The sequence below is a fragment of the Chrysiogenes arsenatis DSM 11915 genome, from assembly GCF_000469585.1.
Classification (GTDB): Bacteria; Chrysiogenota; Chrysiogenetes; order Chrysiogenales; family Chrysiogenaceae; genus Chrysiogenes; species Chrysiogenes arsenatis.
This window is the reverse complement of sequence record NZ_AWNK01000001.1, coordinates 232,668-246,915: the sequence shown is the minus strand read 5'-3', so window position 1 is coordinate 246,915 and position 14,248 is coordinate 232,668. Positions and strand designations below refer to the sequence as shown.

At 48.1% G+C, this 14,248-nt stretch carries 12 protein-coding genes; 2 read left to right on the top strand and 10 right to left on the bottom strand.

The genetic code is table 11. From position 1 onward, the window contains the following. Positions 1–4 precede the first annotated feature (4 nt). From P304_RS15830 to P304_RS0101035, 9 genes are all read right to left on the bottom strand, one after another. Positions 5–2,374 (bottom strand): putative bifunctional diguanylate cyclase/phosphodiesterase, encoded by a 2,370-nt coding sequence (locus P304_RS15830; RefSeq protein ID WP_051321292.1) that lies wholly within the window; start codon positions 2,372–2,374, stop codon positions 5–7. Beyond that, the gene (locus P304_RS13355) at positions 2,371–3,456 is read right to left on the bottom strand and encodes a substrate-binding domain-containing protein (protein ID WP_160164992.1); all 1,086 of its coding nucleotides are present in this window, start codon (positions 3,454–3,456) and stop codon (positions 2,371–2,373) included. Before P304_RS13355 ends, P304_RS15830 begins: the two co-directional genes overlap by 4 nt. A 230-nt stretch (positions 3,457–3,686) precedes the next feature. Further along, entirely contained in the window at positions 3,687–4,850 is a 1,164-nt protein-coding gene (locus P304_RS0101070) for a murein transglycosylase domain-containing protein (protein WP_034763476.1), read from the bottom strand. 134 nt (positions 4,851–4,984) lie between these two features. Continuing rightward, entirely contained in the window at positions 4,985–5,236 is a 252-nt protein-coding gene (locus P304_RS0101065) for a ribbon-helix-helix domain-containing protein (RefSeq protein ID WP_027389034.1), read from the bottom strand. Between the two features lie 239 nt (positions 5,237–5,475). Continuing rightward, entirely contained in the window at positions 5,476–5,796 is a 321-nt protein-coding gene (locus P304_RS0101060; protein ID WP_027389033.1) for a HigA family addiction module antitoxin, read from the bottom strand. A gap of 17 nt (positions 5,797–5,813) precedes the next feature. Further along, positions 5,814–6,095, bottom strand: coding sequence for a type II toxin-antitoxin system RelE/ParE family toxin (locus P304_RS0101055; RefSeq protein WP_027389032.1), 282 nt, complete (start codon positions 6,093–6,095; stop codon positions 5,814–5,816). Between the two features lie 590 nt (positions 6,096–6,685). Next, positions 6,686–7,654 carry a DNA-processing protein DprA gene (locus P304_RS0101045; RefSeq protein ID WP_027389030.1) on the bottom strand — a complete coding sequence of 323 codons (969 nt, stop codon included), beginning with the start codon at positions 7,652–7,654 and terminating at the stop codon, positions 6,686–6,688. Further along, entirely contained in the window at positions 7,651–7,887 is a 237-nt protein-coding gene (locus P304_RS16995; RefSeq protein WP_027389029.1) for a hypothetical protein, read from the bottom strand. The genes P304_RS0101045 and P304_RS16995 overlap by 4 nt, the downstream gene beginning before the upstream one ends. Beyond that, on the bottom strand, positions 7,884–8,546 hold the full coding sequence (locus P304_RS0101035) for a hypothetical protein (protein WP_027389028.1): 663 nt from the start codon (positions 8,544–8,546) through the stop codon (positions 7,884–7,886). Before P304_RS0101035 ends, P304_RS16995 begins: the two co-directional genes overlap by 4 nt. Before the next feature lie 324 nt (positions 8,547–8,870). Between P304_RS0101035 and P304_RS0101030 the strand changes: the two genes are divergently transcribed. Both P304_RS0101030 and P304_RS0101025 read left to right on the top strand, forming a co-directional pair. Continuing rightward, a complete protein-coding gene (locus tag P304_RS0101030) occupies positions 8,871–9,776 on the top strand; it encodes a tyrosine-type recombinase/integrase (protein ID WP_027389027.1) in 906 nt (301 codons plus the stop codon). Further along, the gene (locus P304_RS0101025) at positions 9,776–10,864 is read left to right on the top strand and encodes an IS91 family transposase (protein WP_027389026.1); all 1,089 of its coding nucleotides are present in this window, start codon (positions 9,776–9,778) and stop codon (positions 10,862–10,864) included. The genes P304_RS0101030 and P304_RS0101025 overlap by 1 nt, the downstream gene beginning before the upstream one ends. Positions 10,865–11,169: 305 nt before the next feature. Here the strand turns inward: P304_RS0101025 and P304_RS15825 are convergent, their stop codons facing one another. Continuing rightward, entirely contained in the window at positions 11,170–14,151 is a 2,982-nt protein-coding gene (locus P304_RS15825) for an N-6 DNA methylase (RefSeq protein ID WP_051321290.1), read from the bottom strand. Between the last annotated feature and the right edge of the window lie 97 nt (positions 14,152–14,248).

The window sequence follows — 14,248 nt, the reverse complement described above, 5'->3', positions numbered from 1 at the left end:
TCTTTTAATTGTTACGTGCTGAACTATTCAGCTTCTCTTGCAGGTACTGGACAAACGCTTCTTCTGGAAGCGGGCGGCTGAAATGGTATCCTTGCGCGATTTGGCATCCGGCATTTTTGAGCCATTCGATATGGCTTGGTCGTTCCACCCCTTCTGCGACGACAGCAAGTCCGAAGTTGCGCGATAGGCCGATAACAGCGCTGATAATGGTCGCGTTGTTACTGTCGTCATCAAGGTTCATCACGAATGATTTATCGATTTTCAGGGTTGATAGTGGCAGTCGTTTGATATGGCTCAGAGAGGTGTAGCCAGTACCAAAGTCATCGATGGCGATAGAAACGCCAAGTTGGTGGAGCCCTTGCAACGTCGATATAACCAGTTCAAGGTCTTCCATAACCATGCTTTCGGTGATTTCGAGTTCGAGCATAGCGGGTTCCAGACCTGTTTCGCGCAGAACTGTGGCGACAGTGTTGGCAAAGTTGCGCTGCTGGAGCTGTCGATAGGAAAGGTTCACGGCGACTTGCAGTGGCCGGCCTGCTTGTTGTTGCCACTTGGCACAGGCTTTTGCGGCTTCCCACAATACCCATTCGCCGACGGGGACGATGAGTCCAACTTCTTCCAGTATAGGAATAAAGTTGTCGGGCGACATGATGCCATGCTGAGGGTGTTTCCAACGTAAAAGCGCTTCCATACCGGTTATTGCGCCACTCTCCAGTTCAATTTTTGGCTGGTAGTAGAGGAGAAATTCGTGGTTATCAAGGGCACGATGCAGATCTGATTCAAGGCTGAGTCGCTCCTGAGCCTGAAAGCTCATAGCGGCGGTGTAAAACTGGTAGTTATTGCGTCCAAAAGCTTTCGCGCGATACATGGCGCTGTCAGCATGGCGCAAAAGTCCTTCGGCATTCCGGGCGTCATCGGGATAGAGGCTCAGTCCGATAGAACAGCGGAGGAACAGATCTTGCCCGCCGGCATGAAAGGGTGCCTGAAACGTGTCCAGAATGGCTTGCGCAATGTGGCCACCATTTTCCTGAGTGTCAATGTTTTCGATGTATGCCACGAATTCGTCGCCACCAAAGCGGCTGACGGTATCGCACAGTATTGGTACGCGCCGGAATCGTTTCGAAACGCCAATGAGTACCTCGTCACCAATATGGTGGCCAAGGGTATCGTTGATGACTTTAAAGCGGTCGAGGTCGATAAAAAGTACGGCCAGTTTCTTTGATTGCGTATTTTTCAGTGCGCTGCGCAGTTGTTCCATAAAGCGGGTGCGATTGGGGAGCCCTGTCAAGGGGTCGTGCGTTGCTTGATAGCGAATGCGATCTTCGTAGGCTTTTTGTTCACTGTGCATCCGCTCCAGCGCTTCTCCGGCAAGGTTGAATTCGGCGATCATGGTGGGGACAAATGGGGTGTGTTCGCGCCGGACGGCTAAACGTCGGGTATAGCGGATAAATGTCCGCAGCGCTCGCGAGATCAGTTGTTGGTATATTGCTGCACCAGCAACGATCAGGAGCGCGCTCAACAGTACTATCCACGTGAGTCGATGGTGAACGTCTTGGCGCAGGCTGGCGAAGAGGTCGGGCGGGGTTTCCAGCAGAATGCGAATAGAAGCAGATCCGATGAGTGGATAGCAGCGTGTGATATGGCTGCTCGGTGCGTTTTGGGTCGTGTCAGGGCAGAGTCGCAGTGCCGTATTTTCTGGAGTGCCACGTTGACTGGACGCAAGGAGTTGGCCTGTTTCGTCTATCAATTCGACACGAGCCAGTTGTGCTTTTTGGCCGATTTCAGCAAGGATGCGTCCATGATGGCTGAGCACGATGCCACCGTACAGTGTTCCCATGCTGCGGCCACTGACAGGGTCGACCACCGCTTTTTCTAGCAACATCAGGGTGAGTGGTTCTGACGAGGGCTCTGTGCGGAAGGAGAGGATGGTGGGTTGAGCAAAGCGGAACAGTTGTTTTTCAAATGTTTGCAGAAGTTGACCGAAGGTGAAATGTTCTAGGCTGACGTCGATTAAGGGGGTGCCGCTTAATTGGTCGGCGTAGGCCAGCACATCAAGCGAGTACGCCGAGTGGAGTGCATATTGTTCGGTCAACAATTGGGTGAGATGAGCCGAGTCACGGCGGTTGTCTGTAGGGAGTGCCGTGTACATTTTGTCCACTATCGTCTCTAACGACTGTCCAAGTGCTTGGGCGTGCTGCTGAAGGGTGAGTTCAATAATGCTTTCAGCCTGTTCAAACAAGCTGTTTGATTGTCGCTCGTAGCGCCGCACGGAATCGGTGTAACTCCAGTATGTAGCAGCGCCCACGATAATGAGGAGGAGTGCGATCGCCAGTACAAGCGTGAGCCATGAAAGGCTGATTGGGCGAAGTTTCATTGACTGGTATCCCCTTCATGTGTGGTGGTGTTTTGAGCGGGAGTCATTGCTGGTGGTGACGAGTAGCGGAAGGCTCGTTGCAGAAGTGGTTCAATATCTTTTGGCGTTGCACCGCGTTCAATAATGGTAAATTCTCCAGAGTAAATCGTTGGTACGCGATCTTTGTGTCCGGCTAGATCGAGTGCGATGGCTTCTGCCATCGCCACAGCCGCGTCATCGCTCATGCGCATGACGGTGACGGCGAGTTCTCCGGCACGGAGCGCTTCAAGCTCCGTATCGCCACCGCCCCACCCATTGACGAGAATGCTTTGAGTTTTTCCGGCTTTGCGAAGGGTGTCGAGTGCGCCAAGGGCAATGTCGGTGCTACAGGCATAAATAAAATTCACCTCTGGAAATTGTTCCAGAATCTCTTGCGTAGCTTGCGCGGCCTTTGTGCGCGAAAAATCGGTATAATACGTGGCAACAAGATGCAACGTGCGCGAAGGTTCCAGCGCTTTGATAAAGGTATTGCCACGTTGGGTGGAAATGGTTCCGTGCTGGTCGGCCATCAGTACGGCGTATGTAGCCCCAGACGGAAATGTTTGCTGAAAGTAGTTGGCGAGTAGTTGTGCCCCTTCTTCGTGGTCGAATCCACTGTAGAGAAAAGGTTGCGCTGATTCCCACGCGCGAAACGGAGTGGTGAGGTTTTGCACTATAACGGTGGCACTTTGGCTGCGAAGGATGCGTCCGACAAGGTTGATCGCAAGGGGTGAATCGACGGAAAGAATAAGATAGTCCGTCCCTTCACGGAGGGCGAGCGCTATGTGTTGTGCTTGGAGTTGGGCTTCGCCTGAAGGGGCAGAAAAATAGGTCTGGAGTGTGTATGGAATGTTGAGCGCCTGCATGCGCGCTTCGAATGCAGTGATATTACGCCGCCAGTAATCTGAGATCTGCTTAGCGGGATATACGATGGCGATTCGCACGGGTAATGCTGGGGGAGTTTCCAGCGGTTGTGGTTCCGCTTGAACTCTTGCTGTAAACTGCGCTTGAATATTGCGTTGCGCAGCGTGCTCGCGCAGGTAATCGCTTTGACTTTGCTGCATGCTGTGCCAGCCAGCGTGAGCGCTTGAAGTGCATACATGGACGAAAATACATGCTATGGCGAGCGATACACATCGTAACATTGTTATTGAAGATTCCTTTGAGATGTTGGAGGGATGAGAATACTGTGCTTATCGAAAAAAATCAATCTCAGAGCTATCTGTTCGCTTGGTCTCGTTTGCTCTGTTCGACAAACGCTTGTATAGTCTGCATACATCCTCCGAAGGTTGGCTTATAGAGTCACACTGCGATATTTTTCTTTGTACCCTACCACTTTTGGCAGGTAGTTGCGTGTTTCTTGATACGGAAGGTGGCGCAGGAGATGGCGGTATAAATCTGGCGGAGCCATACGATTGGCTCTGGATACCGCTTGATCCCGGTTCTGATGGAAAGCGCGCAGCACGTTGCCGCTGCCGGTGTTGTATCCAGCAATAACGCAATATTCACGGCTGACGGGGTTTTCGATCATGCGCAGATAGCGGGTATCAAGCAGATGCAGGTAGCCTGCCCCCATGCGAATGTTGTTTTCCGGCACAAAAAGATAGTCTCGTGTTGGCGTTCCTTCGCGTCCGTACAGGAGTTGATGGACATCGCGCCCGGCAGTGGTCGGGACAATCTGCATCAATCCATAAGCGGGAACATGACTCATGGCATAGGGGTTGAAACTGCTTTCTGCTTCCATAATGGCGTACATCAGGGCAGGCGATTGCTGGAAGCGGCGAGCGTTCTGCACCACAAAATTCTGGTATTTGAATTGCTGATTGGTCTGATATTCGCGCACCAGATTGAAAGTGACAAAATGGGTGATACTGCCGTGGCTACGCTCGGTTTTGAGTGACGTTTGCAGCAGGGAGTCGGCAAATCGTGCGGCGCGCCACTGCCAGCGGATGTATTCTTTTTCGTGATCGACGACAAGTTTATAGAGAAATGGTTCGCCATCAGTGTCGAATTCTTTGGCACTGAGCAAGTCGACCGTTGTGGGGTCTTCGGGAGTCAGCAGTGTTGCGATAATCGCCTGCCGTAAAGCGGCAACTGGATCGTGTGCCTGGCGTGTTTCGACACGAGCCAGACCGCTCTCGAAGCTGATAATGGCTCGGCTTTGATAGTTGGCGGTGTATTTGACATATTCTTTTTCCGTAGCGACTTTTTCGTCGCCCCACCGTTTTTTGATCTCGCTGATCATGGTTTGAATCTGGCGTCGCACCAGTTGATCGACTGCCGCTACGCCCGTCGAAGGGATATAGCCCGTCACAGCACCAGCAACGTCGCCACCAATCACGCGATTGGCCGTTGTAATACTCCGTTGGATTTCGTGGGGAGCACAGCCAACGAGCGGTAGTGTGGCCAGCCAGAGTAAAACATGGCGTCTAGAAACGAATTGTTTAGGTATTTGCATGTCGATGTCCCGTGGGAAACTTTTTATTATAAGCCGAGCATGGTAGTCCCCCGGTTGTGGGCATAACGATATATCTCATCAAGCCGATAGGATGCAGCATCTTGGATGCGGATATTGGCTTTGGTCATGCCGCATCAGACCCGGTTGCGTGCGATCACGTCCGCCGCCGTCAGTGGGTGGTACGATGCTTCGGGCGCTGCATAGGCGTGGGTCAGTTCGGCTTTAAGGCGCTCGAACGCTACTGCTTCCTTGTCTCGCCGGATTAAGTCTCGCACATATTCGCTGATGTTCTCGTAGGTGTCATGATCGCCCACATTCGTGGATACGAATTCGCTGAGTGCGCCACTGAGGCGAACCGTCATTGTCGTAGTCGTAGCTCTGCTCATGAAGCCTCCTGTATCAGCTTAGCGTATTTATAATGCTTAAAAATGAACACGCAAGCAACCACAGACTTAGAAGGGCTTTTACTCTGACCCCAACCATCGGAGCTTGATTGCAAGCGAGAGCCATCGCGAAGCTCTTTGGTTGTTTAGTGTGATGGTGATGGTAGCAGAAAGGTAGTCACTCCCAGCGCTATCTGGCGGTGGTTAAATACCCGCCTGCCGAAGCAGTATAGGTAGCAAGCTTAATGAGTGCCAGAGAGCGTTTCCATCGTTAATGGCGACACAAGTTGAATTTTGGCAAAACATGTGCTCCCCGCTTCAACTGCCGTGTCGAGATCGTACTTGGCCTGAAGGTTCATCCAATATCCTGCACTTTGCCCAAGCGCTTTTTCGAGCCTTAGTGCTAAATCCGCATTGACAGGCCGTATTCCGCGCAAAACAAGCGAAATTCGCATGGGCGATATGCCGATGTGATGGGCAAATTTGCGAGCAGTGATGTGCATTTCTTCCAGTGTTTCTCGTAGGTAATAACCCGGATGAACAGGCGATAATGTATTATTCATAATACGTTCCTCTTGTTTTAGTGATAATCCATAATTTGTACGTTTTCCGCATCTGATCCGTTCCACTGAAAGCATATACGCCATTGGTTGTTAATGCGTATGCTCCAATAGCCCCCTAAATCACCTTTGAGCGCTTCCAACTTATTGGAAGGCGGCAGTCGTAAATCATCTATCTTGATTGCCGAATCCAGCTGCACTAACTTAGCGTACGCCCGCTGCTGAATCTCTTGGGGGAGTTTTCGCGAGCGAGCGCGACTGAAAATTTTAGCTGTTTCCGAGCAAGCAATATTTTTTATCATATTAGCCAAGTGTAATCATTTTGTTTATGCCGTCAAGCGGAACTGTTGGCGAGAAAATATGATTGGCTATTGATAGCTGACGCACGATTGATATCGCAGCTCTCAATAAATACAAGTGCCATTGCACATTTTCCTACCGTGAACCCAGAAGAGAATCTGCCCAAATGTAGCTTTTCAGAACAATCTCATTTAACTTTTTTGATGGGATGAGAAGGTCTTCCATAATTTCGCTCGCAGCATCAAATTCTTCTCGCTCATGAGCTATGATTGCGCTGAGCATTTCCCCAAGAGTCTCTTTATCGTGCAGAACGGCATCGAAAGCAAAATTCTGCCCAGTTGCACTATCCTCCGCACAAGAACGCGCGGCGGACACAACGGCTAATGCAGTGATAGTAGGGAGTAGAATCGAGGAATACCTGTTGATTACGAGCAAGAGTCATGGCGAAACTCATTTTTTTGGTTCAGGATGGGGGAAATAATACCAGAAAGAAAGAGAAAAGTTAGTCATGCCTCAAAGTGGCTGTCCAGTGGTGTTCTGCGATGGTGTTTGTCCGGTGGTGTTTTTCCTCCTAATATTTTTCGAGGTGGCACTAGCTTCTCCTTTTATCTTGATCTGCGACCAAGTTGAAAAGACTCTGTTCTTTCGGTGATGAAGCCCGCCACGACTGCTTGGCAACGACCTCTCTTACTTTATCAAGCGAGGGAACCCCTTCCCGATTGCCACGTACAGGCATGCCGCCCTGTTTTATGAAATAGGGATTGGCCTCAGCAGAAGTACCTGGCTCTGTGAAATCGATTACAAACAGTGGCCTTTTGCGTTTAAGAGTTTCCTCTCCGGCCGCGAACGTGCCACCGGTCAGCCCCGATTCAACGAGAATCATCGCATCAGAGAGGCCGATGATCGTGCTGTTTCGCTTCATCGCGTTCCGGCCACTCCATGTGAGGCGCGGAGGGAATTGGGATACCACCAGGTGATTGCTGGCCGATAATAAGTCGGCAATGTCTCGCTTTCTCTGGAAACGAAGAATTCCCTCAACGAGGACGAAGATCGTAGTGCCGCCATTCTCCATGGCAGCTCTGTGGGCCGCCATATCAACACCATGCGCATAGCCACTCACTACGCATATTCCCTCTTTGGCAAGCTGCAACGCACATCGCCCAGTGATCGCCAGTCCTTTATCTGAAGCTTTTCTCGAGCCACAAAACCCCACGCCAGGTTCGTCAAAAAGTGACTGGTTCCCCTGGATAAAAAGCACAGGTGGTGCATCGGACTGAAGAATTTTCTCAATCCGCTCAGGGTAGGAAGATGCCCCCTGCCAGATGACACTCACGTCATGATGTTCAAGCTCTTCAGCAGTCTTGACCGCCTCACCCCGGGCTTCCACTATATTTTGGGCAACATCAGGCTTTACGCCAATCTCCGCAGCAAGAGAATGAGCAGACGAACAGATCTCCAGGGCAGCATTCTCACCATGAGCCACAGCATAGGTGAGTAGACGCCGAAGGGCTGCTTCGCCTGATCCTTTCGCTTGGATGAATTGGAGAATGGGTTGAATCATTGGTTATCGCTATCCCTCATTGACTTTACGCAAACCAAGCCAAAAACATTTCGAACCCCGGCACCCATCAGGGCTTTTGCGTAGGCCCACATCGTGATGCCCGATTGGTACAGATCATCAATGATCACCACATCCCGTCCGTGAACACTCGCGGGGTCGAGAGCGACAGGATTGGCTGTCTGGTAGATCTTTGTCCATACTGTGACTTTCTGCTGGATGGTCAGCTGTTTCATCTGTGGTTTTGAACCAAAAGACGAGGCTCGATGAAGTCGACCCCTTTACGTTCTGCCACATGTTTCGCGAAAGCCCAGGCTAATTTGCTCGCCCCTTCCTGAGCAGGAATGGGAGAAACAACCGGACTCTCTGGAGTACCAATACCCCGCAATGGCAAAAGGTCAAAGGCGTCCAGCAAAGACTGCGACATCACAGTACAGTACTCCTGCTTTTTCTCCTGGGTCAGTTCGCCCAGGTGATACTTGAGTTGAAACTCCGCTTCTCCCAACACACTTCGCGGCCCAATAGTATCGGACCCATCGGTGGTAAAGTTAAAATCCCCTGCAATACAATAATCGACTTCAGAGCCAGAAAAATGATCTTGCAGCTGATTGCCCAACTTCAGCCAAACGCATTGATTGCCAGCGAACTGTGCCCACTGCTTAATTTCATCAACATCAACCTGATCCACTCTGTTTTCGGGCACCCAAATATTCTCGGTGTTATTATTCCCCTGTTTCCAACCCGTCGGGCTTGCCTGCTCCAGTTCAGGAAAATGATGTTTGACCACAGCAGCCACATCTTGAGAGACGAAGAAATTGAGGCTGCCATCGTCATTTTCGTTGACGCGCAACCAGAAAGCACTTCGGTTCCTATTGAAGACCGTCGACTCGGCCATCAGTGTCCTCCATACCTTTTAGTGTTTTTGTGGTTTATCTTCGCACCACAGCAACCACATCTTGAGAGGCGAAGAAATTGAGGCTGCTTTCTAACGCCCCTAATCTGGCGCCAAAGAATATCGGCGTAGCTTTTGCGTAAGCAAAAGGCATGTCGATATGCTTTGGTCGCTCAGCATCGGTTTGTTGGACGAAGCCGCTACGCGGCAGATAAATTCCAGAATAAACCCATCTAAGCACAATTAACCAGTTGTAATTTCAAGATATTCGGTAATAGGTAGCAGCAGAGCGGTTGCCGCTCTCTATCAATTGCCGAGGAGATTACAATGAACACCACTCTGCTGCAAGATCCGAATTTTAGCAAACTGTATCAGAAACATCTCAAATGCCTCAAACTTGGCGGTCTGCAACCGAAGACCATTGATGCTAGGGCGATCCGGCGCATCGGCAATTATTTCGATGGCAATGTTGGTGACCTCTCGCCCGATCAGCTGCTTGACTATTTCACTGAGCTTCTGGATACGCACTCTTGGAGTGCGGTCAAGCTTGACCTCTACGGGCTGAAATTCTTCTACTCCGAAGTGCTGCGCAAACCTTGGGACAACATTCTCCTGATCAAACCGCCCAATGCATCAAGAATTCCTGATATTTTGTCGGTGGAGCAGGCCGGACAGTTATTCGCAGCAACCAGTATTTTGAGCTACAAGGTTTTCTTCTTCACCTGCTATAGCATTGGTTTACGCCTTGGTGAGGGTATCCGGCTTACGGTAGACGATATCGACGCTGGCAATATGCGGGTGCATATTCGCGATGCCAAGGGAAATAAGGATCGACTGGTGCCTTTGCCTGATAAAACATTGCAGCTGTTGCGGGAGTTCTGGGCGGTGCACCAGCATCCCCGCTTTCTTTTCCCCAGTAGAAAACGAGGCCTGAAGAATGCCCACTTGGTTGATTTGCCTCTGGACAGGGGAGGCATCCAAACCGCTATGCAAGGCGTGGTTCAGCACCTTGGCCTAAAGAGGATCACATGCTATTCCCTGCGCCACAGTTATGCCACCCATATGCTGGAAGCTGGAGTCGACCTGCTCGAGCTGCAGCAGATTCTTGGCCATGTCAGCATTCTAACCACTGCCAGATATACCCACTTGACCGCCACAACAGCCAACAACACCAGAACGGTTGTCAACTCTGTCGTGAACTCTTTAGACATCAAGTGGAGGGGACGTAAATAATGCGGCTCTCCATAATTATCAATGAATTCAAGGAGAGTTTCTTGCGCGCTTACAAGCAAAACCTCCTGCCAAGCCATATCAAGGCACTGGAATCAATGGTTCGGTGCAGACAAGAACATGGGCCGCACATGGTGGCCTGTTGCACAGACCACCAATGCTTAGAACGGGTCTACATCCCCCATTCCTGCGGCCACAGAAACTGCCCACACTGCCAAAATTACGAGAGTCAGCAGTGGTTGGAAAGCCAGCTTGAAAAGCGGCTACCGTGTCAATACTATCTGATAACCTTTACCCTGCCAAGCCAGTTGCGTGATCTAGCATGGAAACACCAGCAAGCCGTTTACACTCAGATGTTCGAATCCGTGCAAGCTCTCCTAAAAACCTTCACCAGTAATGACAAAAAACTCGGAGGATCAGCGGGATTTACTGCCATTTTGCATACCCATTCCAGAACCTTGGACTACCATCCCCATATCCACGTGATCATGCCGGGAGCAAGCATCACTCTGGAAACCAGGCTGTGGAACAAGAAATTTGGGAAATATCTCTTTTGTCATAAAGCATTGGCCACAGTGTTCCGAGCAAAGCTGCTCCAAAGTCTGGTCGAAAACAAACTGTCCGTTCCGTATGATTGCCCAAAACAGTGGGTGGTTGACTGCAAGGATGCAGGCAACGGTGAAAAAGCATTAATCTACCTTGGCCGCTATTTGTATCGCGGTGTGATCCGTGAAAAAGACATTCTGCACAACCAAAACGGCATGATCACCTTCCGCTATCGCCACGCAAAAAGTGGCGAAAACCGCACCAGAACTGTCAAAGGCGAGTACTTTCTTTATCTGCTCATGCTCCACGTGCTCCCTCGAAGATTCCGGCGAGCAAGATCGTATGGATTCCTCCATGCAGGGAGTAAAAAGCTGATCCGCATCCTGCAGCTGGTGCTGCGAGTAAAGCCATGGCGCTGTAACAACAAACCACGGCCAGCAATCGTTTGTCCGTCTTGCGGAGCAGATATGACAATCCTCGCAACCATGGTTTCCCACCCACAGATTCTGTACCAGCGGACAAACCAAGAGACGTTATCTATGTAAACCGCACTACGTGCCAGAGAGAGTCAATCAACCTACATGCTATGGGATAGCTGTGCCTAAAAAACAACCAAAAGGGCGATAAAAAACGATAAAATAACAAAATAATGGCAGCAAATAATCCGCAACTACTTCCAACCTCGCGACGATTCAATTTACTGATCTAGCAACCCAAGATCCTAAAAAATATTTTCATGTAACATGGCGGTCGCCGCTGGGCTTGTCCAACAAACGGTTCAGATCGTGGCTCGCTTCGCGATCACGATCTAACCTTATCCGTTAGGCGCTGTATCTATGCTCGATTAAAATTAAGAGAATGCTAAGTCTATTTCTTTTCTAAGAGCTTCGATTTCTTCGCGTTTGCTGAGTATATCGATCATTTTTTTCCTGCTTGTTTTTGCCATTTCGTTTTGTTCTGCCTTAGATCTTTTAGGGACAAGCAATGCGAGTAAATCCGCTTCAGATAGCCTTGCGTGTCTCTTTCCAGATTGCAGACATCTATACACTTCTAACATTTCGGGTGTGAGTAATAGAAACCTCAAATAATCAAGATCATAAACTTCGCTTGTCGTTTTATAAGTTAGCCACTCGGGACTACCGATCCATTCCTGCTCTGGTTTATTTATTAACACCTTGCCTAAATAGGGCTCCAATTTTGAAATTGCAAGTTCGCTTTCACCAAATTCAATTTTGTCTGATCCTAGCTCATCAATTTCTTCCACACCTGAAACAATCGACATTTTTGACTCAACATTAGCAAGATCGACTAACAACCTCGGACTCGAGAGCAAACCTTTAGGTAATTTATTTGGTTTATAAGGAACAAGAAGATCACCTAGCTTATTTATCCCAGCTTCTTGCCCGAATACATTTCCTTTTCGTTTAACCCATAAGTGTAGATATTTTGGATCTAAGCGAAGACTAGGACGAACTGCAAGTTCGCTCAATTTAACCCTAAATCCAAAGCGCAACGACTCTTTCTCACTACTTTTAAAATTATTAAAGACGCTAGTTTCACCAAATAAGTCATCTGGCTGCACTAAGTCTGGCAGTCCTTTACGCCTTTTATATCCAACGTTTTGAGGTTCAGCCAAGAATATTTCATCATCTCCGATATTCTCCGAGCTAACAACGCGTTTGAATATCCATGAGCTGCCATCCTTTACTATTTGATCTAAGTCGCTTTCGTAACTAGATAAAACATCCTCTATGGAATCCAGCTCCTTTTCTAGGCCCAGAAGCTCTGTAGCAGATACTAGCCGAGCTTCATCATTTGTAGACTTGAAACCCTTCACTAACGATTTGTATTCAGACTCCTGTGTCTGCCACGCATTACTCCAAGCTTCAACATCTTGATCTGTCTTTTTTTCGGCAAACAGAATACAGGTTTTGGTACTTGTGAAAGGCTTAAAAGCAACGTATGGGAGCGAAATTACTGCTTTTATATTGAAATAACGAAATAAAAATAAACGTATATCTGAACTACTTGATGAGTCAAGAATGGTCTCCGGAATAACAACTACAAACTTCCCTCCAGCCCTAAGGAGCTGGTACCAACGTTCGATAAACAGGTTTTCGCTTGAACTATTAGATCCGAGAACAAAGTCTCTGTTTAACTGTTTCTTTTCATCTCCACTTAGAGAGATTGAGAAAGGAGGGTTCGTAAAGATGAAATCAAACTCTTCATTACAATCCTTCGCGTAGGGAAATTTACTTCCTTTAGATTTTGTTATCGCCAAACCATGCGATCGATCATAAATGGCATAGCTCGCGAAGGGCTCTAATCCGCTCTTGACAAAAATATTAGTGCTTCCGTCACCGTGAAGAATCATGTTAACTTTGGTGGCTAGCCCAAGATCAGCGTTTGGTTCGATTCCGTATATAAATTCACGCGCCCAACCATTGGGACTATCCTCGCCAAACCAAATGGATGAATACTCTTTTAGCCGCTTAGGTAGCTTCCCCTCCTTGCGGAGTGGAAATAATGCACTCGTTCCCACCTTCATAGCTTCTATCATGAAGGTTCCTGAACCGCACGACGGATCTATAGCTTTTGGTATTCTAGGCCTACCTTGAGGATCTCTTTCATTCATAAATGTTTGAACTACATTTTCTTTAAATCCAGAAATCTCAATGCAGAATTTTACAATATTTATGTGCGTAAAGAATTGTCCTTTAGTTTGAGTAAAATCCTGAGAGACAATTCCTTCGAAAAAATCACCCAAAAGATCATTGTCGCCTCTATGAGTATTTCGCGTCAGTGATTTATCTTGAAGCTGCTCAACAACGAACGCGACCTTAGCTGCAGATATTTTTTTTGCCTCAAACGGCACAGTCTCTTCTAGTTCAGCATTGCTGTAGCCCAGATAAGTTTTAGCAGCCTCTTTAAATAATGCAGTCATCTTTACGACCACATCTTCAGGAGATTCTACTAATCCGTTTTCATATGCAGCCCGCTGAAAACGATATGTTGCATTTGGGGCCGCCTCTAACTCATCGTAAACTCTACATAAGAATAATCGTACTAGAATTACAAAGACATCATTGTTATTAGTGCCACCACCACCCCAAATCACGTCATGTAACTCTTTTCTCAGACGATCAAATTCATGCCTATTTACGTCTGTTCTAAGTGGCCTCTGTTCTTCAGTGGGATGGTCAATATTTGCATATTCAATATTTTTTGGAATATCAAAATTAGTAGGAATAATTGAGTTTGAGGGCTGGCCCTCCTTATCCCAATCATCCCATGACGAATGCTCAGAAAGATTTACAATAAGGCATTTGTCAAAAACATTTCCAACATCAAAGGATGATGTGTAATAAACACCGAAGGCTGGAAGAGGTGATTCTTGCTTTGAAAGGTTGAACAACTGCCCTTTGAGGTAATCCCTGTCAGACTCAAACTTTTCAGGTGCCTTGCACTCTATAAATAGAAAAACAGAATTTCGCTTATCTTTCTCAGGCCAATCTGACGGATATTTAACCAGAATATCGACCCTTGCCGATTTTCTGCTTGGTCGACCGATGCTATATGTCTTTTCAAGTTCAATAATTTTTTCTTTGGAGTTATAGCCAAGCTCCTTTACCAGTCGCACCAATAAAAATGCTCTAACCCACTCCTCATCACCTAGCGAAGAGATATCTCTGTGCACGAGCAAACTTGATTCGTTGTACTTGATTTTCCCACCAGAGAAGTCCTTTTTTGGAGAAATAGACTCAACTACATCACCCTTTGGATCCATGTGCTGGATGTAGTCTAAGATGGCTTTCTTTTGATCTTTATTCATTTAACCTGCTTCTTGATTAAGATTCTGATTCATTTTGCGCGGGCGCCTAACGTTGCTTTTCAGCGGGCGCGGCTTTTTGCGTTCCGCTGAAAAAACT

Coding starts and splice junctions, on each gene's coding strand:
- P304_RS15830 (WP_051321292.1), bottom strand. CDS start 2,374: ATGAAACTTCGCCCAATCAGCCTTTCATGGCTCACGCTTGTACTGGCG.
- P304_RS13355 (WP_160164992.1), bottom strand. CDS start 3,456: ATGCAGCAAAGTCAAAGCGATTACCTGCGCGAGCACGCTGCGCAACGC.
- P304_RS0101070 (WP_034763476.1), bottom strand. CDS start 4,850: ATGCAAATACCTAAACAATTCGTTTCTAGACGCCATGTTTTACTCTGG.
- P304_RS0101065 (WP_027389034.1), bottom strand. CDS start 5,236: ATGAGCAGAGCTACGACTACGACAATGACGGTTCGCCTCAGTGGCGCA.
- P304_RS0101060 (WP_027389033.1), bottom strand. CDS start 5,796: ATGAATAATACATTATCGCCTGTTCATCCGGGTTATTACCTACGAGAA.
- P304_RS0101055 (WP_027389032.1), bottom strand. CDS start 6,095: ATGATAAAAAATATTGCTTGCTCGGAAACAGCTAAAATTTTCAGTCGC.
- P304_RS0101045 (WP_027389030.1), bottom strand. CDS start 7,654: ATGATTCAACCCATTCTCCAATTCATCCAAGCGAAAGGATCAGGCGAA.
- P304_RS16995 (WP_027389029.1), bottom strand. CDS start 7,887: ATGAAACAGCTGACCATCCAGCAGAAAGTCACAGTATGGACAAAGATC.
- P304_RS0101035 (WP_027389028.1), bottom strand. CDS start 8,546: ATGGCCGAGTCGACGGTCTTCAATAGGAACCGAAGTGCTTTCTGGTTG.
- P304_RS0101030 (WP_027389027.1), top strand. CDS start 8,871: ATGAACACCACTCTGCTGCAAGATCCGAATTTTAGCAAACTGTATCAG.
- P304_RS0101025 (WP_027389026.1), top strand. CDS start 9,776: ATGCGGCTCTCCATAATTATCAATGAATTCAAGGAGAGTTTCTTGCGC.
- P304_RS15825 (WP_051321290.1), bottom strand. CDS start 14,151: ATGAATAAAGATCAAAAGAAAGCCATCTTAGACTACATCCAGCACATG.